Consider the following 25,682-nt stretch of genomic DNA (forward strand, 5'->3'; position numbering starts at 1 on the left):
TGGGCATCGGATCACCCACCGGGCTGAGTTTGGAGAGATTGCCTGCTCCACGATTCGTGATCCAACCGTTGCCCTGCGCATCGATCGCGACGCTCCAAGGCTGCTCAATGGTAGCCCGAAAGGGCGAGGCGTGGGCGGCACTACCCATCACCGAAAATTGACTTACGCTGCCTAAATCAGCGGATCCACTCCCGTTGTTGGCCACCCAAACCTGTCCGCTGCCGTCGATTGCCAACCCAACCGGCTGGTCCAGGCCGTTTCCCACGAAGTTCAGCGCGAGTGTCAAATCGTTGGGTGTCGCCGCCAGCGTCGGCTGGTAGGGAGAATTGGTGTTGACCAGCTCCAGTGGCAGGCTCTGGTTGCTGGTCGGGTTCGTAACAAACGGTGCGTGTGCCAGGTTGCTGGCAGCGGCCAGAATGTTGGCGCCCGCCGCGAAGCACAAAAAGCTATCGCAGCCGCTGGGGCTGCCCGAACAATCAGCCGGATAGGTGTTCGAAGGCCCTTCGACCGTGCACAGCGCGGCCAAATCAGCCAACGTGTCGAGCTTCTCCGCAGCTTCGCAATTGATCGGTGGCGTGCTGCCCGCGCAACTGATCGCATCAGGCATAAAACTGGATAAGACACCGGTGGTTGGATCCACCAGGTTGCCAACCGCCGCGCCCGCATTGCTCAAGCCCAGGGAATTGCTCGCACTGGCACCTAGGTTTTGAGGCTGCGCCGTGCTCATGAACTGCGCTAGCGCGTAGCTCGAGGCTAGGGTCGTAAGTTCGTTGATGGTTACCGAGGTCGGTAGAGGTTGGCCCGCGGTGCCCAGCACGCCTAGCAGCTCAAGCGCGCCATTCATTGCAGGACCACCCGCGACTTGTCCTCCGCTGGCGACCAGATACAACAGCCGGCCAGTCGTGAATGGCTCATAGCTCACTTTGAAACTACCGTCACTGGCTGTGCTGGTCGGCACCGTATTAAGGGCCACCGCGGTCGAGCCATTACCCGTATTGCCTGCCTGGTATAAAGTCACGCTGGCGCCCACCACGGGCGCGCTACCGTTGCCCAGGACCCGACCGCTAATTGACGAAGGTTGCGGTGTCGGCGCGGGAGTCTGGGTCGCACTGGGCGGCGCCGCGGTGAGCGTCGGCGTAGGGCTTGCGGATGGGGACGGGGGCGGCGAGGGCGTCGGCGTCGGCGCTGGGGTTGGGGCCTGCGTCGGGGTCGGCGTCATACTCGGGAGCGGACTCGCGGTCGGGGGCGGCGCTTGCGTCGGCGGCGGCACCGGACTGGGGGTCGGCGCGGGCGTAACGGTCGGCGCAGGGGTTCGGCTGGGCAGGGGCGGAGTCGCAATCACTTCCAAGCTAGGCCCGCCGCCAGCCCCACCGCCGCTCATGCATCCGGCCAGGGCCACCCCTGCAACCAGCGCCGCCCACAGCCATCGTGAGGGAAAATTTCTCATGGACCGGTCCCCTGAGCGCATGTGCCATTTTCCCCACCCCGCAGCCAGCTAACCCCGTGGTTTCTTGCAAACTCGAAAATTTAAGATACTAAAGCGGCGGGATGATAACTCTCGCGAAGGATAGGTCAATCGCTAAGTTTATCAACTTTGAGAAAAATGGACCCGGCACCCCGTGATCCGGCCGACGACCGCGCTTAGCTGTTGGTGAAGGCGGCGCCGGAGCGCACCGCTTTGAGCCCACGCCACAGCGGTCCCAAGCGGCCTGGATGGAGCAGCGAGGCCGCCCCAAGATGCCAGCCGCTGGTGTTGAGCACATCCAGACCGAGGCTTTTGGCCATTCGGGAGTAGCCCCGCCAGTCGGCCTCGAAGCGGCCGTTGACCAGCAGTGTGTCGTAGCCAAAATCGTGCAAGAACAGGTAGGCCAGGGAGCTGGAATGCATCGTGACATCGGGCGCGGCCCCCGCCCTCACAGGCTGAAAGCCTTGCAGCGGTGAGACCATCACATCGCTATCCAAATCGTAGAGGCGCACGCGCAGCGGGCCCAGGGCCTCCAGCATCGGCAGCTTGCCCGCCCAGCGCATTACCCTGGGTGAATTGCGCGCCATTAAACGGGCGCGATACCCGCCATACGCGCGCGACAGTTCGGCTAACGAGACACCCTGGGAGGGTTGATGCAGGGGCAACTCGTGGCGGCGGCCATAGACCTCGTCGTAAGCCTGCAGCGCCGCGCGGTTGTCGCGTGCCGCGCCCACTTCCCATCGCTGGCCCGGATAGAGCACCACCGGCGTGGCGCCCGCGCCAGCGATCGTTCGGGCGGCATGGCGCGGGCTATTGATACAGTCGTTGAGATGAGCATTCTCCTGATGGGCAAAGTACACCAGGCTGGCAAAAGGGAGGACAAAAGCGGGCCGGAGGCCTGCGATTTGAGCCGCCAAACCCTCCAGCTTGTAGTTGGCGGCGCGCTGGCGCGCAGCTCGTTCGGCCCGAGGACCGGGCCAAGCAGCGTAGCTGAACTGACTCAGCAGCAGATCGGGCCGTCCGATCCGGGCAGCCAAGCAGCGTGCCGATGACCGGTCAGCGATCGCACAATCGTTCAGATTGAGAAGCGTGCGGTTACCGTCGCGCAGATACAGCCAGTGGTCATACCATCCGAGCGAACCGCAAAGCGCGACAATCCCGCCGGGTAAGCGATAAGGCTGCCCCTCGACCATTCCTAGGGCATGCAGACCGCGCTGGCGAAGGTATTCTTTCAGTGCGCGACTTGCCCTTTCGTGGTGCAGTACGGTAATCGTCGCGGCCTGCGCAGGAGCGATGACATCAAAAAACCTCGGAGCGAAGTGATCCGGATGCTCATGCGAAAGCCAAATATAGCTTACCCCCGATAGAATCGAAGCAGCATCCAGCGGGGTCGGGATCAACAGTTCCCAGCCGTCGTTGAAAGCCGGGCCCGACAGCCACGGATCGCACAGCAGCGCCCCCGTGCTCAGCTCAACCTTAACGCAAGCGTGGTTGACAAGCTCGATGACCATGTCAGCACCCGCTAGCGCTCAGGGCTGGTTAGTAGAGATCGCGACCGAGTCGGGCGGCAGCTCCAAAAAATCGGTCGCGATGCGAATCGCCGGCGTCGAACCCATCAATAGCCGCGAAGGAGCCGGCCAGGGCAGACGGACGGGAGCCGAGCCCAGGTTGACCGCGACCCCGATCGCCCCTCGCTGAATTACGATCCAACCCTGCGCCTCGTCATAAGTGACGTTGACGCACGACATCCGTCCGTCTTGCAAGTCGGCGCTCGCGCTACGTAATTGGATTAGCGCGCGATACCATTGCAGCAACTCACGATGGGGTGACACGGCCAACTCCTCCCAGCGCAGCTTGGAACGGATGAAGGTTGCGGCAGCTTGCGGATCGGGCACGCTGGCCGGGTTCCAGCCGAAAGCGGCGAACTCCCGCCGGCGTCCCTCGCTGACCGCCCGAGCCAGGTCGGGCTCGGCATGATCGCTGAAATACAGAAAGGGGGTGCTCGCGCCCCATTCCTCACCCTGGAAAAGCATCGGGACAAAAGGCGCGGTCAGCACCAGCGCGGCTCCGATCTTCAGTCGGCCCAGTGGCATGAGCTGAGAGCTGCGCTCGCCCTGGGCCCGATTGCCCACCTGATCGTGGTTTTGCAAATAGCCGACGAAGTTATTGCCTGACAGCCCGCATGCCGGGCGTCCCTGGATGCGGTCACGGTAGGGTGAGTATTGGCCATCGTAGACATAGCCGGCGCGCAGCACCTTGGCCAGTTGGCTCAGGCTGCCGAAGTCGCTGTAATAACCGCTTCGCTCGCCGGTCAGTACGCTGTGCAGGGCATGATGAAAATCGTCGTTCCACTGCGCATCTAGACCGTAGCCGCCGCGCGCGGGCGACATTATCCCGCGTGGGTCGTTGCGATCGTTTTCCTCGATTAGCAGCCGCGGGCGGCCATCGCCCAGCGACGCCACTTCGCGTTGCAACTGTTCCATCAGATGCAGAGGCGAACTGTCTATGATTGCATGAACTGCGTCCAGACGCAGACCATCGAAATGATATTCTGCCAACCAGTAGCAGGCATTGTCGCAAAAAAAGCGCCGCACCTGATCGCTGCCGGGACCATCCACGTTGACCGCCTCGCCCCAAGGTGTCGAGTAGCGATCGGTCAAGTAAGGCGCGAAGCGCGGGAGATAATTGCCCGAGGGCCCGAAGTGGTTATAGACCACATCGAGCAGGACCGCCAAGCCGCGACGATGGCATTGGTCGATCAAAGCTTTGAGTTCGGCGGGAGTGCCATAATGATGATGGGGTGCGAACAAATCCACTCCGTCGTAGCCCCAACCACGCGCGCCCGAGAACTCCGCCAGCGGCATCAACTCTACGTGGGTCACGCCCAAGGCCGCCAAGTGATCCAGCCGCTCGATAGCCGCGCTGAAGGTTCCCGCGGGAGTAAAGGTTCCGATGTGCAGCTCATAGATGAGACCCTGGGCCAGCGGGCGCGGACGGAAACCGTGATCGCTCCAGGCAAAATTCGCCGCGCTCTCCATCCGCGAGGGTCCGTGTACGCCCCGCGGTTGCCAGCGCGAGCGTGGATCGGGAAACGGCCCCTGGCCGTCAACGAACAGCGCGTAGTCGTCGAACTCCTCGATGCCGACGGCTTCCAGTCGCCACCAATTGTGCGATCCGCCCTCACGTACCAGGCTATAACGCTGGCCGTTCAGCGCTACTTCCAGGCGTGTTGCCTTGGGCGCCCACACTCGCAGCGGTTTCATGCGTGATCCTCGCGCACTAGCAAAGCCACGGGAAAGCGGCGAAAAAGCTCGCTCAATGCCAGCTCGCCACCAGACAGCTCCTCGCCGTCCAGAACGTTGCGCCAGTGGCCGGGCATGATTCTCGCCGTGGTGTCATGCCATTGTCCACCAACGCCGATTATCAGGCGCGGCACGATGGCCGCTATCCGCTGGCCGCGAACGAAGCCTACCACATGCGCGGCGCGCCGCCCGCGCGGCTGGATCGGTTCGTAACTGGCTTGCGGCGCCAGCCAGCTGGGATGACGGCGACGCAGGCGTAAGGCCTGTACGATAGTCCACAATTTGGGCAGCCCCTCGTCGCTGCGCCGTAGGATTTCCGCCACGCTTAGGCGATCGATCGTATCCAGCGCGGCGCGGCGCGCGGCGTAATCGACCGGGCGTCGATTGTCCGGATCGACCAGCGATAAGTCCCATAACTCGCTACCTTGATAGAGGTCCGGAATGCCCGGCGCGGTGAGTTTGAGCAAGGTCTGAGCCAGCGAGTTGATCCGTCCCGGTTCGACTAACGGTCCGACAAATTGCGCGACATCGTCGGTAAACTGCGGATCGCTTAGAGTACCGGCGACGAATTCCTTGAGCGCCTGCTCGTACTCCGGGTTGCTCTGGGTCCAGGAAGTGCGTTGTTTGGCTTCGCGTACCGCCTTCATCATATAAGCAGTGATGCGCTCGGTCTCGATCGGCCAAGCTCCCACCAAGGTCTGATAGTAGAGGTATTCGGCGTTGCGGTCGGGTTGCACGCGCCAATGACGCTGATTGTGTTCCGCCCATCGCAGGCTTCGCTCGCTCCAGCGCCGCGGAATCTCGGAGAGCAGACTGATGCGCGCGCGCACATCCTCGCTACGCTTGGTATCATGCGTGGTGGTGGCGAGCAGGCCGCCGGGCCAATGCTGCTGGCGCTGCAGGCAGGCCTGATGGAACTGGGCCACTCCAACGCCGAAGCAGGCTGGATCGCCCCCCACTTCATTGAGCGCCACCAACCGGTTGTAGCGATAGAAGGCGGTGTCTTCGATCGCTTTGGCCATCACCGCGCCGCTGAATTGCTGAAATCGCAACGCCAGTTCCATCTCCGCTCCGCCACGGCGTTGGCCGCTTAGAATAGAGCGCAGAAAATCCAATAGCTCGGGATCGAGTTCGGGATGGTCGCCGCGCGCGGCTTGAATCGCTTCATTAATGTATTGCCGATCCTCGCGCGTAGCCTGATCCTGGGCGGCGCTGACGTAGGTGCGGTAGACCGGAAAGCGCGCAGCCACCGCCTTGAGCGCTTCATGCAGCTCGTGGCGGGTGTGGTCGCGATGGTGGCGATCATGCTCGCAGATGTCGAGCCAAAGCGCGGTCAGACGCCCCAATTCACTGCCCAGCAGATCGCGTAGGACCAGCTCGCGGCTGTGGCGCGCAACCGTGGCGAAGTCGGCCTGCTCACCGCTGAAGGTAACGTAGTGGCGGGTCATTTCCGTCTCGCCCGCGGGATCGATCCACAATCCCCCCACTAGATTGGCGAACTCATAGCCGGTGGTCCCGGCGGTGGGCCACGAAGCGCGCAGCTCCTCCCCAGCCTGGAGAATCTTTTCCACCACGATCCAGGCTTGTGGTGCCAGTGTGTGCAGGCGCTCCAGGTAGGCCTGGGGCTCGCGCAGGCCGTCGATATGATCGACTCGTACCCCATCCAACGACCCATCCCGCAACCAGTTCAGGACGGCTTCGTGAGTGTCGGCAAAGACTTGCTCGTCTTCGACTCGTAGCCCAACCAGGGTGTTGACGTCGAAAAACCGCCGATAGCCGAGGTCCCGACCCGCCGTGCGCCATAGCGCCAGGCGGTAATTCTGCCGCTCCAAGAGCGCGTGCAGGCTGTCAGGATGTCGATTGATGGCCTCGATCATGCGATCGATGGCGCTGGCGACCGCCGGCTGTTCGGCCAGCAGGCGGGCCAGTTGCACCTCCAGCACCGCTTTGTCGCGATGACGGCGACGCACGCTCTGACGGTCGGTGGCGGTGGCGCGCGGCAAGCTGCCCAAGGCATCAGCGATAAAGCCCAGCTCGGCCGAGCCGGTTTGCGCCGCTGCCCCAGCCAATATGCTGTCCAAGGAGCGCGGTGCCACTGGAAAGGTGTGCTCGAAATAGCTCACCACGAACCGGGCTCCTTGCCGGCTCAGGCGGATCTCGCCAGCATCAAGCACTCGTCCGTACTGGCCGCCCAATACCGGCAATAGCACCAAGTTGCGCAAGCGCGATTCGGGTGGATCCCACTCCACGTCAAAATAGGTGGCGTAGTTGCTCGACGGCCCATTTTCCAGGACGTCCCACCACCACGGGTTATCTCGCCCGCTAATCGCCATGTGGTTAGGCACGATGTCCAGCAACTGCCCCAGGCCCTGGGCCGCCAATGCCGTGCACAGTCGCTGGTGAGCTGGCTGGCCGCCCAGTTGGCTACTGATGCGATGGTAATCCACCACGTCATAGCCATGCTGGCTACCCGCGGCAGCTTGTAGATAGGGGGAGCAATACAGGTGGCTTATGCCAAGTTGCGCGAAATAACTTGCGAGCTCGGCGGCGCAGTCTAGGTCGAAGTCCGGGGTTAGTTGCACCCGATAAGTGGCGCGTGCTTCCAACTTCATCATTTAATAGGCTAGCAGAGGCGTGCGCGGGCGAGGAAACTTTACATGCGGGCGACCGGACTCTTAGGCTGACACCATCATTTCGTGCTAAGAACTCACAAGTACTCGATGGGCGGACAACGCCAACGGCCGCGAGGGGCACGGAGCTTCACGGAGGTATAGCCAATGGTAACCAACAAGGAAGTACGCGACATGAGTCCGGCCGAGAAGGAGGCCTTCCACCAGCAGGCCGAGGCCAGGATCAAAACCTTCAGCTACCGACGTCCCGAGATGGGCCAACGGCCCAAGGAATTTGCGCCCCTGTGCCGCAGCGAATTGTTGCGGATCGTGGTGCAGGTAATAAAGGATGGCGGCGAGAACAATCTCCACTACCATACTCATTCCGACACCGCCTGGATGGTTTTGCGCGGCCGCGCGCGTTTCTATGGAGTGGGCGACAAACTGCTGGGTGAGCTGGGTCCGCACGAAGGAATTTTGCTTCCCGGCGGCTCCCGCTACTGGTTCGAAAAAGTCGGTGATGACGATTACCTGGAGATTCTCCAAATGATCGGAATCGAAAGCAATTCCGCCGCTCCTCCCGAGAGAATCAACCTAGAGCGCCACAAAGCCTGGATGCAGGACGACTATCTGCAAGTCTACGAACAAGGACCGGTGGTTGCGCAGAAATAATGACCGCGGACTCGCTCACCGTCACTGACAGGAGGCCGATCATGGGGCAGTTGCAGGAAGCGAATATCAACACCATTCGGGCATACCGCCATGCCGCCTTCGATGAGCTTGACTTCGACCGCGCCAGCCAATACCTGGCACCCAGCTATCTTCAGCACAGTCCGGGATCGCCCGACGGCACGGGCGGCCTGAAGCATTTTATCGAACTGCTTAAGACCAAGTTTCCCAGGCATACCCACAAGGACCATCGCTATTTCGCCGACGGCGACTACGTCATCTGCCATTCGCATTTCATTCGAGTGCCCGGCACCCCCGGCAGCGCGGTGATCGATATTTATCGAATGGCCGACGGCAAGGTGGTCGAACATTGGGACGTGATCCAGGAGCTGCCGGAGAAGCCGGCCAACAACAACGGCGCCTTCTAGGAACGCGCACGGGCAAGACACTAATGGTTGCGGAATACTCACTGGCGGGCAAAATCGCATTGATCACCGGGGCCGGCCGCGGCATCGGTACCGGAATTGCCGAGGTTTTCGCGGAGGCCCAAGCCACCGTAATCGTCAACGCCCTGACCGATCGCTACCTGGGCCCCTTTGCCGCGCGGTTGCGCGAGCGCTTTGCGGGCACCCGAATAATTGCCCTTACCGGTGACGCAACCACCTCGACTGGCGCCTCGCGCCTAATCGCGCAAGCCCTTGAAGCAGCGGGTGGACCGCTCGACATCCTGGTCAATAATCTGGGCGATGCGATTCGCGGAGATCTGGTGCCTTTGCCGGGAGCTACGCAACAAGCCGAGCTCTCCGATTCGGACATCGAGCGCAATCTTGGACTCAATCTGATGTCCGCCGTGTACTGCACTCGCGCAGCCGCGGGTGCCATGGTGGCGCGTCGGCGCGGCAAGGTGATCAACATTTCATCCTTTGGCGGGCTCAAGGGCACCCCTCATCTGAGTATGTACTCGGTTGGTAAGTTCGGCTTGGCAGGGTTGACCCGATCGCTGGCCCTGGAGTGGGCGCCCTTTGGCGTTACGGTCAACACGATTGCACCCGGCCACTTTCCCGACCCCATAACCACCGGCGAAGCTGCTTACCGGCGCATGGTCGAGCAGCGCAGCGCCGAAATTCCGCTTAAGCGTGTGGGGCAGCTGCGTGAGGTGGGATTGCTGGCGCTCTATCTGGCCTCAGCCGCCTCCGACTATATGACGGGACAAGTGCTGGCGCTTGATGGCGGCCTTTCAGCATAGCAAGGCCACCCCCCGCTAAACCTGACTGCCAGATCCCTGCCAAGAGGAGCCCTCGATGAAAACAACTCTACTCGTGGCCGCTTTGTCACTAACTCTCGCGAGCGCTTGCGGCGGCGGTAGCAAAGCCAACGCCCAAGGCGGCTTTTCGCTGGCCAGCATCAAAGGCAGCTACGCCGGACTCTTTACCGGCAAGATCCATACCAGTAGCGGTCTTCTCCCCTTCCGGGGCACGGGCGTATTCACTGCCGACGGCGCTGGCAATCTCAGCGGCGACGAAAGCTACACCGTCAACGGAGTACCCTGCTCCGCCACCATCCAGGGCACCTACCAGGTCAACGCTGATGGCAGTGGCAGCGACTCGGTGAAATTTACGGCCAGCGGGAGCGGATGCACTTCGGGAACCTACACCCAGAGCCTGGCCATCGGACAGGCCGGCTCTCTGATTTTGCTGGTCAATACCAACGCCGACGAGATCAGCGAGGAGTGGTATTCGCAAAACTGATCGCTCTGGGCAGCGCGGTTAATTCAGAAGCTCCAGATTTCATTGCTCCAAACCGTCGTTGTTGTTCCATTGATAATGGCCAGCAATATCCTTGGGTTTGCCAAGGTTGTGTGCTGCGCGGCGCCATGCGCGACCACACCGGGTTTGAAAGCTCGAGGCGCCGCCGCTACCACCTATCTCGACATCGGCCTCCTGCCCCAGCGGCACGCTAGAAATAGCCTCGCCGGTGGCCGGGTTGATGCTCTCAAAGCGCTTGCCACCCTTAATACCTCGCAATGTGCGGCATGATAGTGGGCTTTAGCTAAACTAAATATGGAGTTCCCGGGAAACAGTCTGATTTAGGAATAATCCAGGAATATGATCCGAATGGAATAAGAATACATGATATTGAGGCTGGCAAAGGGCAGTTTGACTGAAACCGCCTCGTTCCACCTCAAGAAGAGGTTAGCTTCGAGCCACGGAGTAAAGCCCCGGCGCAAGCGAAGAAGCCGCAATCATGAGAAGAGACGCGCACCAGAGCAGGGGCCTCCCGCCGCGCCAGCCGTGGATAAGAGTGCGGCTTTATTGCGGCCCGGAAAAATGGAGTGGCTGCGTACCCCTGAGCATCCCCGGGGTTACCAAGTAATCGCCGCCGATCGAGGGCCGCCAGATCTGGTTGGCCACCTGCGAGTTACCCGCGGTCGCCAGATAAGCCCCCCCACCGATTACTCCGCCCAAAATCGCATAGGCGGCCTTGAAGGGAAAATAAATCAAGCTGCAGACTACGGAGCCAGCGTCGTAGCCAACGTTGCCCCAGTTCGTGCCCCCGCCGCCGCTGGCGGATTGGGCGAATCCCCCCACTGGCAGCGCCAGTATCGTGCTTAGGATCAATACTGCAACGAGTGCTCGTTTCGACTTCATATTTGGCTGCGTAATCCCCTCACTTGCCACCGGCGCCGGCGGCATGAGCTTGAAGTCCAAAGATGACCTGGGGATGACTATTGGCGGCCTGGCCGTTGTTGAAATTAGCCAGCAGCTTGCTGCCTTCGCGCTCGATATTGTAATGCAGCCGCGGCATCCCGTGGGTCGCCATGAAACTCTCCAGCCGTTTGTGTTGGGTCGGACAGTAGAGCATCAAGAAGCCCCCGCCGCCCGCTCCGATCACCTTGCCGCCCAGCACCGAATACTCGGCTTTGACATGATCGTAGATCTGGTCCACCTTCGACAAGCTAACCTTGGCGGATAGCCGCTTTTTGTTGCGCCAATGCTCGTCGAGCAGCCGGCCCCAGCGATCGAAGTCTTCGGCTTCGATCGCACTCTGGATGCGCCGCCCCAGCTCCTTGATTTGATGCAGGCTGTCGATGACCCGTCCGTGATCCAGCCGCTGCTTGTTCTCCACCGCCGAATTCTGCTCGGCCAGCACCGCCAGCGCATCCCGCTCGACTCCAGTATAATAGATGTGGGTGTTGGCAATCAGCGCCGCCACCGAACTGCTGCCCAACTCAATCGAGCGCACGGCAACCTCTCCACCCGGGCTGATTTCCAGTACCGTCAGTCCGCCGAAGGCCGCCATGTACTGGTCCTGCTTGCCGATGGGCTTGCCCAGCACTTCAAGCTCGATGAAACAGGCTTCTTCGGCCAACCTGTCCAAACTGACATAGTCGCGCCGATAATGATGGAGGGCGTTGAGCAGCCCTACCAGATAGCAACTCGACGAACCCAGCCCCGTGCCCGCCGGCAGGTCCGCCATCGAGGAGATTTCCATCTTGTCTTCGATCCCATGCAGCCGCAGCGCCTCACGCGCCAATTCGTGGCGCACATCGTTGACATGATCGGTGGTCTCGCTGTGGCTGTAATGGAGCCGAATTTTGCGGTCCACGGTGGGCGGGTTGATCATGATGTACATGTGTTTGTCGATGCCCATCGCGAAAATGAACCCGCCATGCTCGCGATAGTATGACGGCAAATCAGTACCACCGCCGCCCAAGGTTACCCGGAACGGTGTGCTGGTCAGAATCATGCGGTTCTCGCCACCTCTTCCTCACTCAAGCCAAGCCATCACCGGCTTCGGTCATCGGCGCGGCGCCGATGCGCTGCCGCTTGCAGGGCCAGTTTCTCGAAGCCCAAGAGGTTTCAAAACCGGCCATGCAGGCAGGAGCGGAGGCTTGAGTCTAACTGGAGATTAAGCAATCTTCAAGGCGACAATTTCGGCTTTGATTCGCCCTACGGCCTACAGATTTGCTTTCGCACAAAGTTCTTTGGCGATCGTTGGTAGCCGCGCATTGTGGCTTGGCGCGGCGCTTTGGAGGGGCGCCAGGGGCTCTCCACTCTGGGATGAAAGGCGGCAGGGCTGCGCCGTTATTATTTTTGCGTTTTGCGACGGGGATGGCTCCTGCTCAGGCCCCGCACATGGCGCATCGCAATGTCGCTACAAAGTGGTGGCCGCTCTTAGACCATCCCCCATAGGGAGGTTTGCTATTTCGCTGCTACCTTCAAGGAATTCCGAAGCTGTGCCATTCGAGACGGTACAAACTCGCTTAAATCTTCTCTGGTTTATTTCGCGTTGCGAACACATAACCACATCTATCGGGTCCCGGGATGCTGTAAGTACTCGAAGTAATCGACCTGGATTTCGGCCACAAAGTGGCGTTCGTGGACGATGACTGCGCTGCGTTAAATATTGGCCAGCTCGCCGAAATATTCGTTGTCTTCGTTATAGCCGCCTTCGCCTTTATGAATTTGCTTGATGTCGGAGACGACTTCGATCGCCCGGATCCATTTGACCATCTTGAAGCCCAGTTGATTCTCCACTCGCAGCCGTAGCGGCGCGCCGTGTAATTCGCCAAGGGGGCGGGAATTCATTTCATAGGCCAGTAACGTTTGCGGATGACGGGCGTCAGAAAGAAAAAGCGAATCATAAAATTCGCCGCCTTCGGCCCCTTCGCCGAACGAATAGAATACTACCGCGCGCGCTCCCGCCAGCGGCCTGACCTCCTGCAGCAAGCGGCTGAGCGGGACTCCGCTCCACTGCGCGATTCCCGACCAACCCTGAATACAATGATGCAGAGTAATTTGGCTTTGCCGGCCCAAAGTGATCAGTTGGTGGAGCGAGAATTCGCCAGGTTTCTCGACCATACCAAAGACTTTAAGCCGGTAGTCCTTGAACTGACTGGCGGACAACTCCCGCCATTCTTCGCAGGTCGGTAGCTTACCATTGGCCCAGAAAAACGGTGAGACCTGGTCGTGGGAAAATTCGGCGCGAGGCGCCGCGCGGTCAAGCACAAACCACATCAGCGGGCGCACGATCGCGCCGGCGATATGCTGCACGGCGCGCGGCTGGCGCCACGCCAAATAGTTGGCCAAGCCGTTGAGAGCCGCGATGGCGGCAATGAGAACGACGAAAATCAATACCCCTGTTGGGGCGGCGTTGTCCGTGCCTAAAATAATGTGGTTAAGGTTGCGCGCAAAGCCGGTTGCCGCCACCATCGCGACGTGTGCCGCGGCAAAGCCCACAAAGGCACACATAATCAGGAAGTGAAGGGAACGACCAACCTGGCGATTGCCAGGAAGCTTGGGGTACCAGGAAAAGCGCGCGGTCAGGGCCGGTGACATGGAAGGCCCGGTCAGCATTGCGCCCGGCGCCAAAATAAAGACCACCGCAAAATAGGACAACTGCTGTAGTGCATTGTAGCGGTAAAAGCCATCGGGTTCGGCAGGCATGTGGAAGGTGGCATAATGGACGAACACCGCCCACGCTTGCGGAACAATCTCCCACGAGCTGGGAACCAGTCGCCGCCATTGCGGGGTTAGGCACAGCAAAATCACGAAGACCAAGCCGTTGCCGACCCAAAACAGCACGCTCATGAAGTGCCAATGGCGCGCCATCCCGATCGTATGTCGGTAGCCGGGCAGACCGATCCAAGGCGTCAGGTAGCGCGCGTCATCCTTGGCCGTCCAAACCCGCTCCTTGGGCACCTGGATCGGTGTCAGGCGCAGCCATTCCGAACCCGGCGTGCAGTGCACGTTCCAGTAGAGCCGCGGGTGGTCGGCGAGCATCTGCAAACCGCTGCGCACTAGAAGGATCAAAAAGAAGAAGTTCACCCAGTGAGTGATGCGCAACCAAGCCGGAAAGCCATGCGGCTGCGCGGTCAGGACCCAGGGCGGCAAGGAGACAGGGGCCAGCTCCGGCAGGCCAATAACCGCCCATTGCACATAAGCAGCCACTATTGCCAACACAAAGGGCAGCGCCAGAATCGCCAAGGTTCTTCGCTCAATCTTCATGGGCTCTTGGCCAAGCACGCCGCGTGCAAGTCAGTTCCGCATCAGTTTACCGCAACCAGTCCGAGCAGGCTTTGCGAGGGCAGATCGAGACAGGCCAGGCGATCGGCGACCGAGCAAGCCACCAGGGCCCGGCCCGTATCGCGCACGAAAGCGGTGTGCGAAGAGCCTGCCCCTACTTCGACCCGGGCCATGAGCTGACGCTGCTGAACATCGAAGACCCTGACATGCTCCGAAGAAAACCCCGTCAGGACGGCGAAACGGCTATCGGGCGAAAGATCGAGCCCATGCGCGTAGGGCTCGGTCTCCAGCAAGGCCAGCCGCTTGAGCCCCTCGGGCTCGAAAACCGCGACGGTATCCTCAAGGAAATTCGCAACCCACAGCGAAGACCCGTCGGGCGCGATATCGATCGCATGCGCCCACCCACCACTGGAAGCGCTAGCCATAACTTCGCCGTCGGCGCTCAGGCAGGTGACGGTGCCATCCCAACTGTTGGCCACGTAAAAGCGGCTGGCATCGGGATGGGCTACCAGATGGCAGGGACCCTGGCCAACCGCTACCCGGCCGGCTATCACCCCGTCACTCAGGCGCACCTTGACCAGCTCACCCGAGCCCGCGCATGGCACAAAGACATGCTCTTCGTCGGAGGCTATCAGCGGATCGTGCGGGCAGGGACCCACTTCGACCGTCTGCGCGACGAAGCGGCCGCCGATTCTGCGGGCCAGCGTCAGGACGCCGGTGCCGAACCGCGGCGCCGCGCCGATCGAGCCGCGGACGGCGCCGCCTGTGACGCACACTATTCCCTCGGCGCTAACCAGTGGCAATTGGGGTGCGCCGGGCGCTTCCCATCGCTGCTCCAGGCTGAGGTCGGCGGCACGCAACGCAATGATCTCGTTGGCTTCGGGATCGGCCACGAACAGCCTCTTCGCCTCGCGATCAAGCGCCAGATGCGAGCCGGCGCGCGCAATCGCAGCTTGGGCGGCCACTTCCCCATTATGGCCGTCAATGCGCACCACCAAGGGCCCGCGCTTGCAGCTCCACACAAAGCCCTCTTCGCTCTCGACCACATGATGAAAGCCGCGTGCCGCACCCAAAGCCGGCGCCAACTCGCGTCTGACCAAAAACCGCACGCCATCCTGGTCATGGCTTGCGCTGTAACGAATCCCTGCCTCCATCAGCCAGACTTTCAGATCGGCGGGCTCGCTGTCGGCATAGACTTCCAGTCGCTCGCCGGGCGCCATCATGTTGTATTGGCGAACCAGGGCTTGGCCAACTTCCGCAAAGCCGCGACCGCGGCAATCAAGCGTTTGCATCAAAGCTCCCTTCCCTCGCTAAATTGCGCTGGCCCCCATAGTCTCACCACCCACCTTCGAGCCCCACAACCGGACTCATTTCAGCCTGGCCGTAAGCAGCTCCTTCAGCACTACCGCCTGGTTATGCTCCTCGTCCTTCGCGCTATAGACCAGGGTCAGCCTTCCGCGGCGCGAGATCCGGCCCAACTCCTCCAGTAGCGGCTGAACTTCGGCGCGTTCCAGCTCGGCGCGATAGCGCTGGCGGAACTCCTGCCAGCGGGCGGGATCATGACCGAAGAAGCGGCGCAGCTCGTTGCTCGGTCCCAGCTCTCGCATCCATTGGTCGAGCTGGGCCGCTTCTTTTTTGATGCCGCGCGGCCATAGCCGATCAACCAGAATGCGCACGCCGTCGGCACGATCGGCCGGCTCGTAGGCGCGCTTAATCGAAACCATCGCGAGGCCTCCTGGCGTTGCCCTCGATCCCCTCTGATGCTACCGCTTGGCCGCCTCCTACCGCTTATGCCTTCTACAAATAGATCGAACCGTGGTGCTTGGCCAACACGACCTGGAACAGTCGTGGAAGGAGCACCTTGATCAGACTGGTCTATGCTGACCATCAGGCCACCACCCATTGGCCTTGTTCCACCCAATCCCTCGGCTACAACCTCTGAGTTGACGGCTGCGCGCTTGGCAGCGCCCGCTCGTGATGCGTGGACGAAGCGAACTCGCTAAAGTTAACGGTCATGGCAAGCCCACAACGCCTCAAGATCGGGCTGATTCAGATGGCCTGCATGGAGGAACGACGCGCCAACCTGGAGGCCGCTGCTCATCGTATCGAGCAGGCCGCCGGCGCGGGCGCGCAGGTGATTTGTCTGCCCGAGCTGTTTGCCTCGCGCTATTTCTGCCAAACCGAGGACCCGCGGCATTTCGAGTTGGCAGAGCCCATCCCGGGCCCGATCACCCGGGAGTTGGGCGCAATCGCCGCCGCCCATCGGGTGACCGTGGTGGCCTCGATTTTCGAACGGCGGGCGGCAGGTGTGTATCACAATACCGCGGTGATCCTGGATGCGAGCGGCGAGGTGGTGGCGCGCTATCGCAAGATGCACATCCCCGATGACCCACATTATTACGAAAAATTCTATTTCACCCCCGGCGATCTCGGCTTCGGCGCCTACACCGGCGCCCAAGCCAAGCTAGGCGTGCTGGTCTGTTGGGATCAATGGTTTCCCGAGGCCGCCCGCCTGACTGCGCTGAGCGGGGCTGAGATCATTTTTTATCCCACTGCGATTGGCTGGGAACTGAGCGAAGTACCCAAGGTGCGTGAGCAGCAATTGGCGGCGTGGGAAACTGTCCAGCGCGGCCATGCGATCGCCAACGGGGTCTTCGTGGCAGCGGTCAATCGGGTGGGAATCGAAGAGGGGCTAGAGTTCTGGGGCAATTCGTTCTTGTGCGATCCCTTCGGCGAAGTGCTGGCGCGAGCCCGCGTCACCGCGGAGGAGACCCTGGTGATGGATATCGACCTGCGGCGAATCGAAGAGGTGCGGCGCAACTGGCCCTTCCTGCGCGACCGCCGAATCGACGCTTACGGCGACCTGACCCGCCGCCTGCGCAGCGAATAGATGGCCGCCCCTACCCTGGCGCAGGTCGTCGCCGCCGGCTATCGGATGCCGGCCGAATGGGAACCGCATCGCGCCACCTACCTGGTCTGGCCTCATAACCGCGACACCTGGCCCGACAAGTTCGAACCCGTGCCGGCGGCCTTCGCCGCCATCGTCGCCGGCCTGTCGCGGTTCGAGCCGGTGCGCTTGCTGGTCAAGGATCCGCCCACTCACGAGCAGGCGCGCGCATTGATCGAAGCAGCGGGAGCGCGCGCCGATCGCGTGCAGTACGTCACGCTGGCGACCAACGATTCGTGGATTCGTGATTTCGGTCCAATCTTCGTGCGTTCAAACCTCGAGCCGCAGCAGCCTGTTGCCTTAGATTGGCGCTTTAATTCATGGGGCGACAAATACGGCACGGTCGCACTCGATGACGCGGTCCCTCGGCGTCTCAGCGAAATTTACAACTTCCAGGTGGTCGATGCCCCGCTGGTGCTCGAGGGCGGCGCCCTCGACGTCAACGGCGCCGGTTCGCTGCTCACCACCGAATCCTGCCTGCTCAATCCCAATCGCAATCCCACGCTGGACCGCGCCGCGATCGAAAGCCATCTGGCGGCTTATCTGGGCACTCCCAATATCTTATGGCTGGGCGAAGGGATCGCCGGCGACGACACCGACGGCCACGTGGACGATCTGGCGCGTTTCGTCGCCCCCGACACGATTGTCGTCGTCAGCGAAGAGGACCCCGCCGATCCCAATTACGCGCCCCTGCGCGACAACCTCAAGCGGCTGCGGACGATGCGCGACCAGAGCGGGCGGCCGTTTCGGATCGAGACCTTGCCGATGCCGCCGCCGCTGTTCTTTCAGGGCCAGCGCTTGCCGGCTTCCTACGCCAATTTCTATATCGCCAACGGCGCAGTCCTGATGCCCACCTTTGATTGTCCAACCGATCGGAAAGCCGCCGAAATTCTGGCCCGCTTATTTCGCTCGCGCCAAGTGTTGGGCTTTCCCTGCCTCGATCTGGTCTGGGGCTTGGGTACTATCCATTGCCTCTCGCAGCAGCATCCCGCCTGAGCCGCTTCGGAACGCATGTCGAAAGGTCAGCTTGACAGCCCAGGGCGTGTGAACTATCGAAGACTCGCGCGCGTTCCGAACTTCTGGCGGGTGCAAAACAATGTCCAAGTTAGCGGTGATCGTGGGTGCGGTAACCAAGCCCGGCCGGCTCAATCGAGCGATGGAGCGGATGTGCCAGCTGGCCGTTGAAATCGAGCCCAAACTCCAAACCGACCTGATCAACCTGGCCGAATGCCGCATCGCGTTTGCCGACGGCCGCCCGCCCCAGGAGTACGGCGACGATACCGCGGCGGTGGTGACCCGCGTGGGCGAGGCTGACGCGGTGGTGATTGCGACTCCGGTCTATCGTGCCTCCTACACCGGCGCGCTCAAGAATCTGCTCGATCAGTTGCCGATCGAGACCCTGATGGGCAAGCCGTGCGGGATCGTCGCGATGGGCGCCACCAACCATCATTATCTAGGCGCCGAATGGCATCTGCGCGACGTGCTGTCATGGTTCGGCGCGCTTACCGCGCCCACCGCGGTCTATCTGGCAGCGGCCGACTTCACCTCCGGCGAGCCTTCGCCCGCGGCCCAGGCGGATCTGAAGGCGCTGGCCGGCGCGCTGCTCAAGCTGCGCGCGCTGCGCTCGGAAGCGCGGGACTTCCTAGGCCCGCTACCTCTGGCCGCCCGGCAGAAGTAGGCACCAGCGTCGCGCCTTTTAAAATCGCGCTGCAACCATCCCCGGATGTTTGAAGCGACCGCTCATTCCGCTCGCGCGCTAACTGCACGCTGACGGCATAGGCCGGCGCTATTGCATCATGAGCAGCAATCCGGGTGGCTAGCAATCGGAGCGCCCAGCGACCTCAAGCGCCGAATCTCCGAGCACACGCAGGGTTTCATCGACGGCTTTACCGCGAAGTACCGAGGCACGCGGCCAGTTTAAGTCTGAGGAACGTTTCGTCGAAATTCTGGTCGAAGCGAAGTATTGAAACTCACAGGCGCTCGCGGACTTGAACCATCACCGATAGCTTACCAATCCAGAACCGTTAGCGGTCATACTTATCCGGAAGCGACTCAGTCGCCGCCGGTAGTCAGCGTCTGGTACCACTGAATGTCCAGACGCACGTTTTCGACATTGCGATCGAAATCGCGCAGCGCGTTACGCGCGTCCTGGCAGCGCGGATTGGCCCTGCGGTTCTGGATCAGGCCGTAGAGCGAATCGTGAAGCAGGGCCGAGCAAGAATAATCCGCCTCCAGGAGCTGCATGCAGACGGGATTGCTTTGCGGGATCGCGCTCAAGCTGACGCCAGTGACCGGAATCTGGCATGCGGGCTGGCTGGCCACGATGCGCAGGCAGGGATTGTCCTGCGGGCAACTGCGCCACACTCCCATCACCAGCGCGCTGCGCCGTTGCAGCAGAGGGCCCACCGAGGCCATCAAACTGGCACATCGATCGCTTACCGGATAGCGCAGCGGCTGGCCGCAGGCCGCGTTCACCTGGTCGGAAAAGTCAGCTTGCAACGCGGGCGGCGTGCTGTTGGCGCGCGCGGCGCATCCCGCCAGCAGAAGTGAAAGGGCCGCTAACCCAGGCACGGCGATCCGTGGCTTCACGACCTCCTCCTGTGAGGATCTGAATCCGGCGATGTTACCTCGCCCAAGGCTACGGCGGATGGCGGGTCGATGCCAAGCCGTGAAGGGCAAAAATCCGCCAATGAGCGATCGCGCGCGGCTTTTTCCCCGCTTGCAGCGGCAAGGGGCGCGAAAGAGCGCCGCTGGCGATCAGGCCACGGAGTGCGCTATCGAATTAGCCGGCGCGCGAGGATCATCCAGGGCGCTCAAGCTGTCAGCACAGAGGAGTATCGCGCATGAGGGCCGGCGAAGTAATTGCGGAAATTCTGCGGCGCGAAGGGGTCACGGCCGTGATCGGCTACCCGGTCAACCACATCTTCGAAGACGCCGCCGCCGCCGACATCCGAACCATCATCGTGCGCCAGGAGCGCACCGGCCTGCATATGGCCGACGCCATTTCGCGTCTGAGCAGCGGCACGCAGTTGGGCGTATTCGCAATGCAACACGGGCCGGGAGCCGAGAATTCCTTCGGCGGCGTGGCGCAGGCCTTCAGCGAGTCGGCGCCGATCCTGGTCTTGGCGCAGGGCTATCCACGCCGGGTGGCTCACATCGCTCCCAACTTCAACGCCGTCACCAATATGGCGCACATCACCAAGTCAGCCGAACCAATCGTGCTAGCAGCCGAAATCCCCAACATCATGCGACGCGCCATCAGCAGGCTGCGCAATGGAAGGGGCGGCCCGGCGCTGGTGGAAATTCCCGCCGACGTCTGGAACGAGCAGCTCCCCGAACCCCTGGATTACGAACCGGTAGTTTCCACCCGCTACACTCCCGATCCCGCCGACGTGCGTAAGGCCGCGGCAATGCTGGTGGCCGCTCAGCATCCGGTGATTTACGCCGGCCAGGGCGTCCATTATGCCCGCGCCTGGAGCGAGCTGCGCCAGCTCGCCGAATTGTTGGCGGCGCCGGTCACCACCAGCCTGGGCGGCAAGAGCGCGCTGGCCGAGGACCATCCGTTGGCCTTGGGTTCGGGCGGCCGCGCGGTACCACGCGCGGTCCATCAATTCCTCCACCAAGCCGACCTGATTTTCGGCGTGGGCTGCAGCTTCACCGAGACTTCCTACGGCGTGGCGATGCCCAAGGGGCGCAAAATCATTCACGCCACCCTCGATCCCGACCATCTCAACAAGGACGTGCGCGCCACCATCGGGCTGCTCGGCGATGCCCGCCTGACTCTGCAGGCGTTGTGTACCGAGGTCGGCCAGCTGCTGAAGGCGCCCCGCAACGCTGCCACCATCGCGGCCGCAATCGCCGAAACGCGCCAGGCCTGGATTGAGGAATGGCGGGCACGGCTGACCTCCAACGAAACGCCGCTCTCGCCCTATCGCGTGATCTGGGACCTGCTGCACACGGTGGATCCCGCCAATACGATCATCACTCACGACGCCGGCAGCCCGCGCGATCAGCTCTCGCCCTTCTGGGTCTCCAAGGCCCCGCTCTCCTATCTGGGATGGGGCAAGACCACGCAATTGGGCTACGGTCTAGGGCTGATCATGGGGGCCAAGCTGCTCCATCCCGACAAGCTGTGCGTCAATGTCTGGGGCGATGCGGCGATCGGCTTTACCGGGATGGATTTCGAGACCGCGGTGCGCGAGCGGATTCCCATCCTGTCGATTCTGCTCAACAATTTTTCGATGGCGATCGAGCTGGCGGTAATGCCAATTTCCACGCGCAAGTATCGCGCGACCGATATTTCCGGCGATTACGCCGCGATGGCGCGCGCCTTTGGCGGCCATGGCGAGCGGGTCACCGCCCCGCAGGAGATCGTCCCCGCGCTCCAGCGCGCGATCGCCAAGACCCGCCAGGGGGTGCCCGCATTGGTCGAGTTCATCACCAGCCAAGAGACCAGAATTTCCGAATATCGTTAACTTGGGGCCTAAAATGAAGCATAGCAGCGAGCGAATTCTAACCACCCATACCGGCAGCCTAGCCCGGCCGCCGCAATTGATCGAGGCGATGGCCGCGGCTTCCGATGGAGCGGCGGGAGCGCGCGAGCGGGCGGAGGGGATGCTGCGCGAAGCGGTCAGCGCAATCGTGCGGCGTCAAGTCGAGACCGGCCTTGACATCGTGGACGACGGCGAATTGGGCAAGCCCAGTTTCCTCAGCTACGTTAACGATCGGCTGGAAGGCTTCGAACTCGATCCCAACTCGGCCGCCAGTCCCTGGAGGAATTCGCGCGAGGCTGCCTCCTTTCCCGAATTTTACGAGCAGAGCAGCCGCGGCGCGCCAGCCGCCGCACCCCACATGGTCTGCACCGGGCCTATCTCCTATCGCGGACATGCCCTGGTGCGACGCGACATCGCCAATTTCACTGCGGCGTTGGCAAATAGCCCGGCCACCGAAGCTTTCATGCCGGCCATCTCGCCGGCCGACGTCGAGCATTGGCAGCGCAACGCCTATTATCCCAGCGCGGAGGAATTTCTCTACGCCATCGCCGAGGCGATGCGCGAGGAGTACCAGGAAATCATCGGCGCCGGCTTGCTTCTGCAGATAGACGACCCTCAGCTCGCCACCTATTACACCACCCATCCCGGCGCCAGCATCGAGGATTGCCGGCGCTGGGCGATGACCCGGGTTGAGGCGATCAATCACGCCCTGCGCGGCATTCCGCCGGAAAAAATCCGCTTCCACACCTGCTACGGCATCAACATGGGACCGCGCATTCACGACATGGAGCTCAAGGACCTGGCCGACATCATGCTGCGGGTCAACGCCGGAGCCTATTCTTTCGAGAGCGCCAACCCTCGCCATGAGCATGAATGGCGGCTGTGGGAGAGGATTGAGCTGCCCAAGGACAAGCTCATTATCCCGGGCGTCATCACCCATTGCTCGGTACTGGTCGAGCATCCCGAGCTGGTCGCCGAGCGCATCGTGCGTTTTGCCAGCGTGGTCGGACGTGAACGGGTAATCGCCGGCTCGGATTGCGGCTTTGGCACCTTCGCCAGCCCTGTCCCCGAGATCCATCCCACTATCGCGTGGGCCAAGCTTGGCTCGCTGGTGGAAGGGGCGCGCCTGGCCAGTAACGTGCTGTGGGGGCGCTGAGCCTCAAGCGGCGGGATGGCCGCCCGGACGCAAGGCACGCTCGATACTCTGCCCGAGCACGGCCGACAGTTCCGCGCCCAGCGCAGTGCGCGCATGCTCCAAGATGAAGCCGGAAGCGGCGGCATGACCACCGCCGCCCAAGGCGCTAGCGATTTGCGACAGATCCGCTTGGCAATCGGCGCTGCGGCGCAGGCTGACCCCGCCGCTGCGCATATCGAGCAGCGCTACGATCGCGTTGGTGCGATCCTGGTAGATGGCGGCGGCAACTTCGCTGGAGTAGCCAAAACAGCAGGCGGTCAGCAAGCTCAAACCTTGGCCCAGCGCCCGCTCCCTAAGCGTGCTGCGCGCCAAATCCATGCTCTGACTCATTGCCCGCCGGCCGCTCTCCAGAGCTTGGCTGAGCGCCGGGCTCATGGTCGGCGTGGTGAGCTTGAGCAATTCGTAATAGGACTCCATTCCGCCCAGGGTTTGCACGGCCAAGGCCCAATCGCGCGAGGGCTCCAGGCGATGGATCCAGCGGTCATGATCGTCGGCCAAGTCCACGATCGGAAAAAAGTTGGACAAAGCTTGGCGCCGCGCCGCGCTATCGGGCAGGTCGTGGCGCTGGTTGAGAAAATCGAAGGTCAGACGCGAGGCGCAGTAGTCTTCGGATAGCGCTTGGCCGGCAAATGGAACCGCGAACTCGGGCTGCCCCAGCCGACGCAGAGCCGAGCGATGGTGATCGATCCAGAAAATCCGCGCCCCAGCATCGGCCATCTGGCGCAAATGGATGGCGGTCTCGACCTGGTTCCAGGACAGATCGGTAATCCAGATCTCGTCACCCGGCTGCTTGGTGACGATCTCTTGCAAAATCCGGTCGCTGTCCTGGTTGGCTGCCAGAATCGGGGTCACCGCGTAGCCATGATAGAAGCGGGCCACGGTGGCAGCCGCCACCACCCCGTCAAAACAGGCGGGGCCATGACTAACGATCTGAATTTTGGGAGAGCGTTCTTTCATGAACCTTTAAAGGTACGCTTTCTACCGGCTGAGGGAAATCTTTCGAGCGCAACAAGCGGCCAGTCCTCCTTCCAAGGGGCGCAACCACTTTGCGTCTTGCGTGATGTCATTGGCCGGCATAACTTGAATTCCTACGGCTTTTTCGCATCAATTCTCCGAGTTCGGGGGACGCTGTGGCGACCAAAATCGCGATCAATGGCTTCGGCCGCATCGGCCGCATGTTTTACCGTGCCGTCTTGCAAAATCCGGCTTTGAAATTAGAAGTAGTCGCGGTCAACGATATCACCGACGCCGCGACTTTGGCTCAATTGCTCAAGTACGACTCGGTGCACGGACCATTGCATCAGGAGGTCAAGAGCGAAGGGCGCCAGATCGCGGTCGATGGACAGGCTTTCGAGGTCCTTGCCGAGCGCGATCCGGCCAAGTTGCCCTGGCGCGCCCTGGGCGTGCGAGTGGTGGTGGAATCTACCGGCTTGTTCACGGCCCGGGCCAAGGCCGCCGCCCATCTGAGCGCGGGCGCGCGCAAAGTAGTGATCAGCGCGCCGGGCGAGGAAGCCGACATCACCTTATGCCTGGGCGTCAATCACACCAGCTACGATCCTGCCCGCCATGACGTAATCTCCAACGCCTCGTGCACCACCAATTGCCTGGCGCCGGTGGCCAAAGTGCTAGCGGACCGATTTGGCATAGCGCACGGCCTGATGACCACCGTGCACAGCTATACCAACGATCAGATGCTGCTGGACGGACCCCATCGCGACCTGCGCCGGGCCCGCGCAGCGGCGCTTTCGATGGTGCCGACTTCCACCGGCGCGGCTAAGGCAATCGGGCTGGTACTGCCGCAATTGGCGGGTAAGCTGGACGGAATCGCCATCCGGGTACCCACGCCTAATGTTTCTATCGTTGACTTGACAGCGCAGCTTGAGCGCGAGGCTGACGTCAAAGCAGTCAACGGGGCGATGAAGGAAGCGGCCGAAGGGGAGTTGCGCGGCATTCTCCAGTATAACGACGCACCCCTGGTCTCCAGCGACTTCAACGGCAATCCCCACTCCTCGATCTTTGACGCGCCCCTGACCAAGGCGATGGGTAAAAAGCTGGTCAAGGTCTTTTCCTGGTATGATAACGAATGGGGTTATTCCAACCGGCTGGCCGAGGTAACCGCCCTGGTTGCCAGCAAGCTGTGATATCGCTCGAATGTTGACCGATTTGCGCAGCCTGGAGCTTGGCGGCAAGAAAGTCTTGCTGCGATGCGACTTCAACGTGCCCTTGCAGGGCGGCGCGATCACCGACCCCAGCCGAATCGTGGCCAGCCTGGAAACGATCAACTATCTGCGCCAGCGCGGCAGCGCGTTGGTGCTGTGCTCCCATCTGGGACGCCCCACCGAACGCGAGGCCAAGTACAGCCTGCGGCCGGTGGCCGAATATCTCAGCCAAGTGCTGGAAAGCAAGGTCGCACTAGCCCCGGATTGTATCGGCGACGTGACCGGGCGGATGGTCAACGCGCTGGGGCCTGGCCAGGCGCTACTTTTGGAGAACCTGCGCTTCCATCGCGAAGAAGAGGCCAACGACGAAGATTTCGCCCACGAATTGGCGCGCGGCAAGCAGATCTATGTCAATGATGCCTTCGGCGCGGTCCATCGCGCCCACGCCTCGATTGTCGGCGTAACCCGCTATCTCGCCGAGCGCGCACCGGGATTCCTCATGATGCGCGAGTTGGCGGCTTTGCACTCGTTGACCGAAAATCCCCAGCATCCGTATGTCGCAATTCTGGGCGGCGCTAAAGTTTCCGACAAAATCGGGATAATTCGCCGGTTGATGAATCAAGTCGACACCTTCCTCATTGGCGGCGCGATGGCCTACACCTTCCTGCGCGCTCAAGGCCAGGAGGTCGGTCGCTCGCGGGTAGAGGAAGATAAGGTTGACGTAGCGCGCGAGTTGTTAGCACTGGCCACCAGCCGGAACGTGCAGGTGGAACTACCCATCGACCATATCGTCGCCTCGGCGCCCGCGCCGTCGGCG

At 61.8% G+C, this 25,682-nt stretch carries 22 protein-coding genes; 11 read left to right on the forward strand and 11 right to left on the reverse strand.

Translation table 11 applies throughout. The features are described from left to right. From VKV28_11150 to treY, 4 genes are all read right to left on the reverse strand, one after another. On the reverse strand, nt 1-1,447 hold a 1,447-nt coding region (locus tag VKV28_11150; protein ID HLH77352.1), incomplete at its 3' end, for a hypothetical protein. Nucleotides 1,448-1,641: 194 nt separating this feature from the next. Continuing rightward, nucleotides 1,642-2,976, reverse strand: a complete 1,335-nt coding sequence (locus VKV28_11155) for a hypothetical protein (GenBank protein ID HLH77353.1) — start codon at nt 2,974-2,976, stop codon at nt 1,642-1,644. Between the two features lie 18 nt (nt 2,977-2,994). Continuing rightward, nucleotides 2,995-4,728: a malto-oligosyltrehalose trehalohydrolase gene (treZ, locus tag VKV28_11160; protein HLH77354.1), complete on the reverse strand. Its 1,734-nt coding sequence runs from the start codon at nt 4,726-4,728 to the stop codon at nt 2,995-2,997. After that, entirely contained in the window at nt 4,725-7,382 is a 2,658-nt protein-coding gene (gene treY, locus VKV28_11165; GenBank protein ID HLH77355.1) for a malto-oligosyltrehalose synthase, read from the reverse strand. Before treY ends, treZ begins: the two co-directional genes overlap by 4 nt. Nucleotides 7,383-7,544: 162 nt before the next feature. On the opposite strand from treY, the gene VKV28_11170 reads away from it, so the two are divergent. The 4 genes from VKV28_11170 to VKV28_11185 are packed head-to-tail and all read left to right on the forward strand — an operon-like array spanning nt 7,545 to nt 9,793. Then, nucleotides 7,545-8,048: a cupin domain-containing protein gene (locus VKV28_11170; GenBank protein ID HLH77356.1), complete on the forward strand. Its 504-nt coding sequence runs from the start codon at nt 7,545-7,547 to the stop codon at nt 8,046-8,048. 41 nt (nt 8,049-8,089) lie between these two features. Continuing rightward, entirely contained in the window at nt 8,090-8,473 is a 384-nt protein-coding gene (locus VKV28_11175) for an ester cyclase (GenBank protein ID HLH77357.1), read from the forward strand. A 23-nt stretch (nt 8,474-8,496) separates the two neighbouring features. After that, nucleotides 8,497-9,291, forward strand: a complete 795-nt coding sequence (locus VKV28_11180; protein HLH77358.1) for an SDR family oxidoreductase — start codon at nt 8,497-8,499, stop codon at nt 9,289-9,291. Between the two features lie 55 nt (nt 9,292-9,346). Continuing rightward, the gene (locus tag VKV28_11185; GenBank protein HLH77359.1) at nt 9,347-9,793 is read left to right on the forward strand and encodes a hypothetical protein; all 447 of its coding nucleotides are present in this window, start codon (nt 9,347-9,349) and stop codon (nt 9,791-9,793) included. Between the two features lie 561 nt (nt 9,794-10,354). Here VKV28_11185 and VKV28_11190 read toward each other — a convergent pair. From VKV28_11190 to VKV28_11210, 5 genes are all read right to left on the reverse strand, one after another. Further along, the gene (locus tag VKV28_11190) at nt 10,355-10,693 is read right to left on the reverse strand and encodes a hypothetical protein (GenBank protein HLH77360.1); all 339 of its coding nucleotides are present in this window, start codon (nt 10,691-10,693) and stop codon (nt 10,355-10,357) included. A 19-nt stretch (nt 10,694-10,712) separates the two neighbouring features. After that, nucleotides 10,713-11,792 (reverse strand): hypothetical protein, encoded by a 1,080-nt coding sequence (locus tag VKV28_11195; GenBank protein ID HLH77361.1) that lies wholly within the window; start codon nt 11,790-11,792, stop codon nt 10,713-10,715. A 653-nt stretch (nt 11,793-12,445) separates the two neighbouring features. Next, the gene (locus tag VKV28_11200; GenBank protein ID HLH77362.1) at nt 12,446-14,053 is read right to left on the reverse strand and encodes a molybdopterin-dependent oxidoreductase; all 1,608 of its coding nucleotides are present in this window, start codon (nt 14,051-14,053) and stop codon (nt 12,446-12,448) included. Nucleotides 14,054-14,094: 41 nt separating this feature from the next. Further along, nucleotides 14,095-15,363 carry a beta-propeller fold lactonase family protein gene (locus tag VKV28_11205; protein HLH77363.1) on the reverse strand — a complete coding sequence of 423 codons (1,269 nt, stop codon included), beginning with the start codon at nt 15,361-15,363 and terminating at the stop codon, nt 14,095-14,097. 75 nt (nt 15,364-15,438) lie between these two features. After that, the gene (locus VKV28_11210; GenBank protein ID HLH77364.1) at nt 15,439-15,795 is read right to left on the reverse strand and encodes a DUF488 domain-containing protein; all 357 of its coding nucleotides are present in this window, start codon (nt 15,793-15,795) and stop codon (nt 15,439-15,441) included. Nucleotides 15,796-16,085: 290 nt separating this feature from the next. Here VKV28_11210 and VKV28_11215 point away from each other — a divergent pair, with 290 nt between their 5' ends. The 3 genes from VKV28_11215 to VKV28_11225 all read left to right on the forward strand — a co-directional run bounded on the left by VKV28_11215 (nt 16,086) and on the right by VKV28_11225 (nt 18,696). Continuing rightward, nucleotides 16,086-16,961, forward strand: a complete 876-nt coding sequence (locus tag VKV28_11215) for a carbon-nitrogen hydrolase (GenBank protein HLH77365.1) — start codon at nt 16,086-16,088, stop codon at nt 16,959-16,961. After that, nucleotides 16,962-18,014 (forward strand): agmatine deiminase family protein, encoded by a 1,053-nt coding sequence (locus tag VKV28_11220; protein ID HLH77366.1) that lies wholly within the window; start codon nt 16,962-16,964, stop codon nt 18,012-18,014. A gap of 100 nt (nt 18,015-18,114) precedes the next feature. Further along, nucleotides 18,115-18,696, forward strand: a complete 582-nt coding sequence (locus VKV28_11225) for an NADPH-dependent FMN reductase (GenBank protein HLH77367.1) — start codon at nt 18,115-18,117, stop codon at nt 18,694-18,696. 374 nt (nt 18,697-19,070) lie between these two features. On the opposite strand, the gene VKV28_11230 is transcribed toward VKV28_11225, so the two are convergent. Then, nucleotides 19,071-19,607: a hypothetical protein gene (locus tag VKV28_11230; GenBank protein HLH77368.1), complete on the reverse strand. Its 537-nt coding sequence runs from the start codon at nt 19,605-19,607 to the stop codon at nt 19,071-19,073. A gap of 254 nt (nt 19,608-19,861) precedes the next feature. Here VKV28_11230 and VKV28_11235 point away from each other — a divergent pair, with 254 nt between their 5' ends. Together VKV28_11235 and VKV28_11240 are read left to right on the forward strand one after the other, a co-directional pair. Continuing rightward, on the forward strand, nt 19,862-21,493 hold the full coding sequence (locus VKV28_11235) for a thiamine pyrophosphate-requiring protein (protein ID HLH77369.1): 1,632 nt from the start codon (nt 19,862-19,864) through the stop codon (nt 21,491-21,493). 13 nt (nt 21,494-21,506) lie between these two features. Further along, nucleotides 21,507-22,667, forward strand: a complete 1,161-nt coding sequence (locus VKV28_11240) for a cobalamin-independent methionine synthase II family protein (GenBank protein HLH77370.1) — start codon at nt 21,507-21,509, stop codon at nt 22,665-22,667. Nucleotides 22,668-22,670: 3 nt separating this feature from the next. Here VKV28_11240 and VKV28_11245 read toward each other — a convergent pair whose 3' ends face one another. Beyond that, nucleotides 22,671-23,663: a hypothetical protein gene (locus VKV28_11245; GenBank protein ID HLH77371.1), complete on the reverse strand. Its 993-nt coding sequence runs from the start codon at nt 23,661-23,663 to the stop codon at nt 22,671-22,673. A gap of 173 nt (nt 23,664-23,836) precedes the next feature. On the opposite strand from VKV28_11245, the gene gap reads away from it, so the two are divergent. After that, a complete protein-coding gene (gene gap / locus VKV28_11250; protein ID HLH77372.1) occupies nt 23,837-24,847 on the forward strand; it encodes a type I glyceraldehyde-3-phosphate dehydrogenase in 1,011 nt (336 codons plus the stop codon). A 10-nt stretch (nt 24,848-24,857) separates the two neighbouring features. Beyond that, nucleotides 24,858-25,682: phosphoglycerate kinase (locus VKV28_11255; GenBank protein HLH77373.1), on the forward strand; the 825-nt coding region annotated here is incomplete at its 3' end.

It is taken from the genome of Candidatus Binataceae bacterium (assembly GCA_035294265.1).
Taxonomy (GTDB): Bacteria; Desulfobacterota; Binatia; order Binatales; family Binataceae; genus DATGLK01.

What these genes read in the sequence shown, in the direction of transcription:
- VKV28_11180 (HLH77358.1), top strand. Translation starts at nt 8,497, where the DNA reads ATGGTTGCGGAATACTCACTGGCGGGCAAAATCGCATTGATCACCGGG.
- VKV28_11170 (HLH77356.1), top strand. Translation starts at nt 7,545, where the DNA reads ATGGTAACCAACAAGGAAGTACGCGACATGAGTCCGGCCGAGAAGGAG.
- VKV28_11185 (HLH77359.1), top strand. Translation starts at nt 9,347, where the DNA reads ATGAAAACAACTCTACTCGTGGCCGCTTTGTCACTAACTCTCGCGAGC.
- treZ (HLH77354.1), bottom strand. Translation starts at nt 4,728, where the DNA reads ATGAAACCGCTGCGAGTGTGGGCGCCCAAGGCAACACGCCTGGAAGTA.
- treY (HLH77355.1), bottom strand. Translation starts at nt 7,382, where the DNA reads ATGATGAAGTTGGAAGCACGCGCCACTTATCGGGTGCAACTAACCCCG.
- VKV28_11195 (HLH77361.1), bottom strand. Translation starts at nt 11,792, where the DNA reads ATGATTCTGACCAGCACACCGTTCCGGGTAACCTTGGGCGGCGGTGGT.
- VKV28_11205 (HLH77363.1), bottom strand. Translation starts at nt 15,363, where the DNA reads ATGCAAACGCTTGATTGCCGCGGTCGCGGCTTTGCGGAAGTTGGCCAA.
- VKV28_11240 (HLH77370.1), top strand. Translation starts at nt 21,507, where the DNA reads ATGAAGCATAGCAGCGAGCGAATTCTAACCACCCATACCGGCAGCCTA.
- VKV28_11200 (HLH77362.1), bottom strand. Translation starts at nt 14,053, where the DNA reads ATGAAGATTGAGCGAAGAACCTTGGCGATTCTGGCGCTGCCCTTTGTG.
- VKV28_11175 (HLH77357.1), top strand. Translation starts at nt 8,090, where the DNA reads ATGGGGCAGTTGCAGGAAGCGAATATCAACACCATTCGGGCATACCGC.
- VKV28_11190 (HLH77360.1), bottom strand. Translation starts at nt 10,693, where the DNA reads ATGAAGTCGAAACGAGCACTCGTTGCAGTATTGATCCTAAGCACGATA.
- VKV28_11215 (HLH77365.1), top strand. Translation starts at nt 16,086, where the DNA reads ATGGCAAGCCCACAACGCCTCAAGATCGGGCTGATTCAGATGGCCTGC.
- VKV28_11225 (HLH77367.1), top strand. Translation starts at nt 18,115, where the DNA reads ATGTCCAAGTTAGCGGTGATCGTGGGTGCGGTAACCAAGCCCGGCCGG.
- VKV28_11235 (HLH77369.1), top strand. Translation starts at nt 19,862, where the DNA reads ATGAGGGCCGGCGAAGTAATTGCGGAAATTCTGCGGCGCGAAGGGGTC.
- VKV28_11220 (HLH77366.1), top strand. Translation starts at nt 16,962, where the DNA reads ATGGCCGCCCCTACCCTGGCGCAGGTCGTCGCCGCCGGCTATCGGATG.
- VKV28_11210 (HLH77364.1), bottom strand. Translation starts at nt 15,795, where the DNA reads ATGGTTTCGATTAAGCGCGCCTACGAGCCGGCCGATCGTGCCGACGGC.
- VKV28_11155 (HLH77353.1), bottom strand. Translation starts at nt 2,976, where the DNA reads ATGGTCATCGAGCTTGTCAACCACGCTTGCGTTAAGGTTGAGCTGAGC.
- VKV28_11245 (HLH77371.1), bottom strand. Translation starts at nt 23,663, where the DNA reads ATGAAAGAACGCTCTCCCAAAATTCAGATCGTTAGTCATGGCCCCGCC.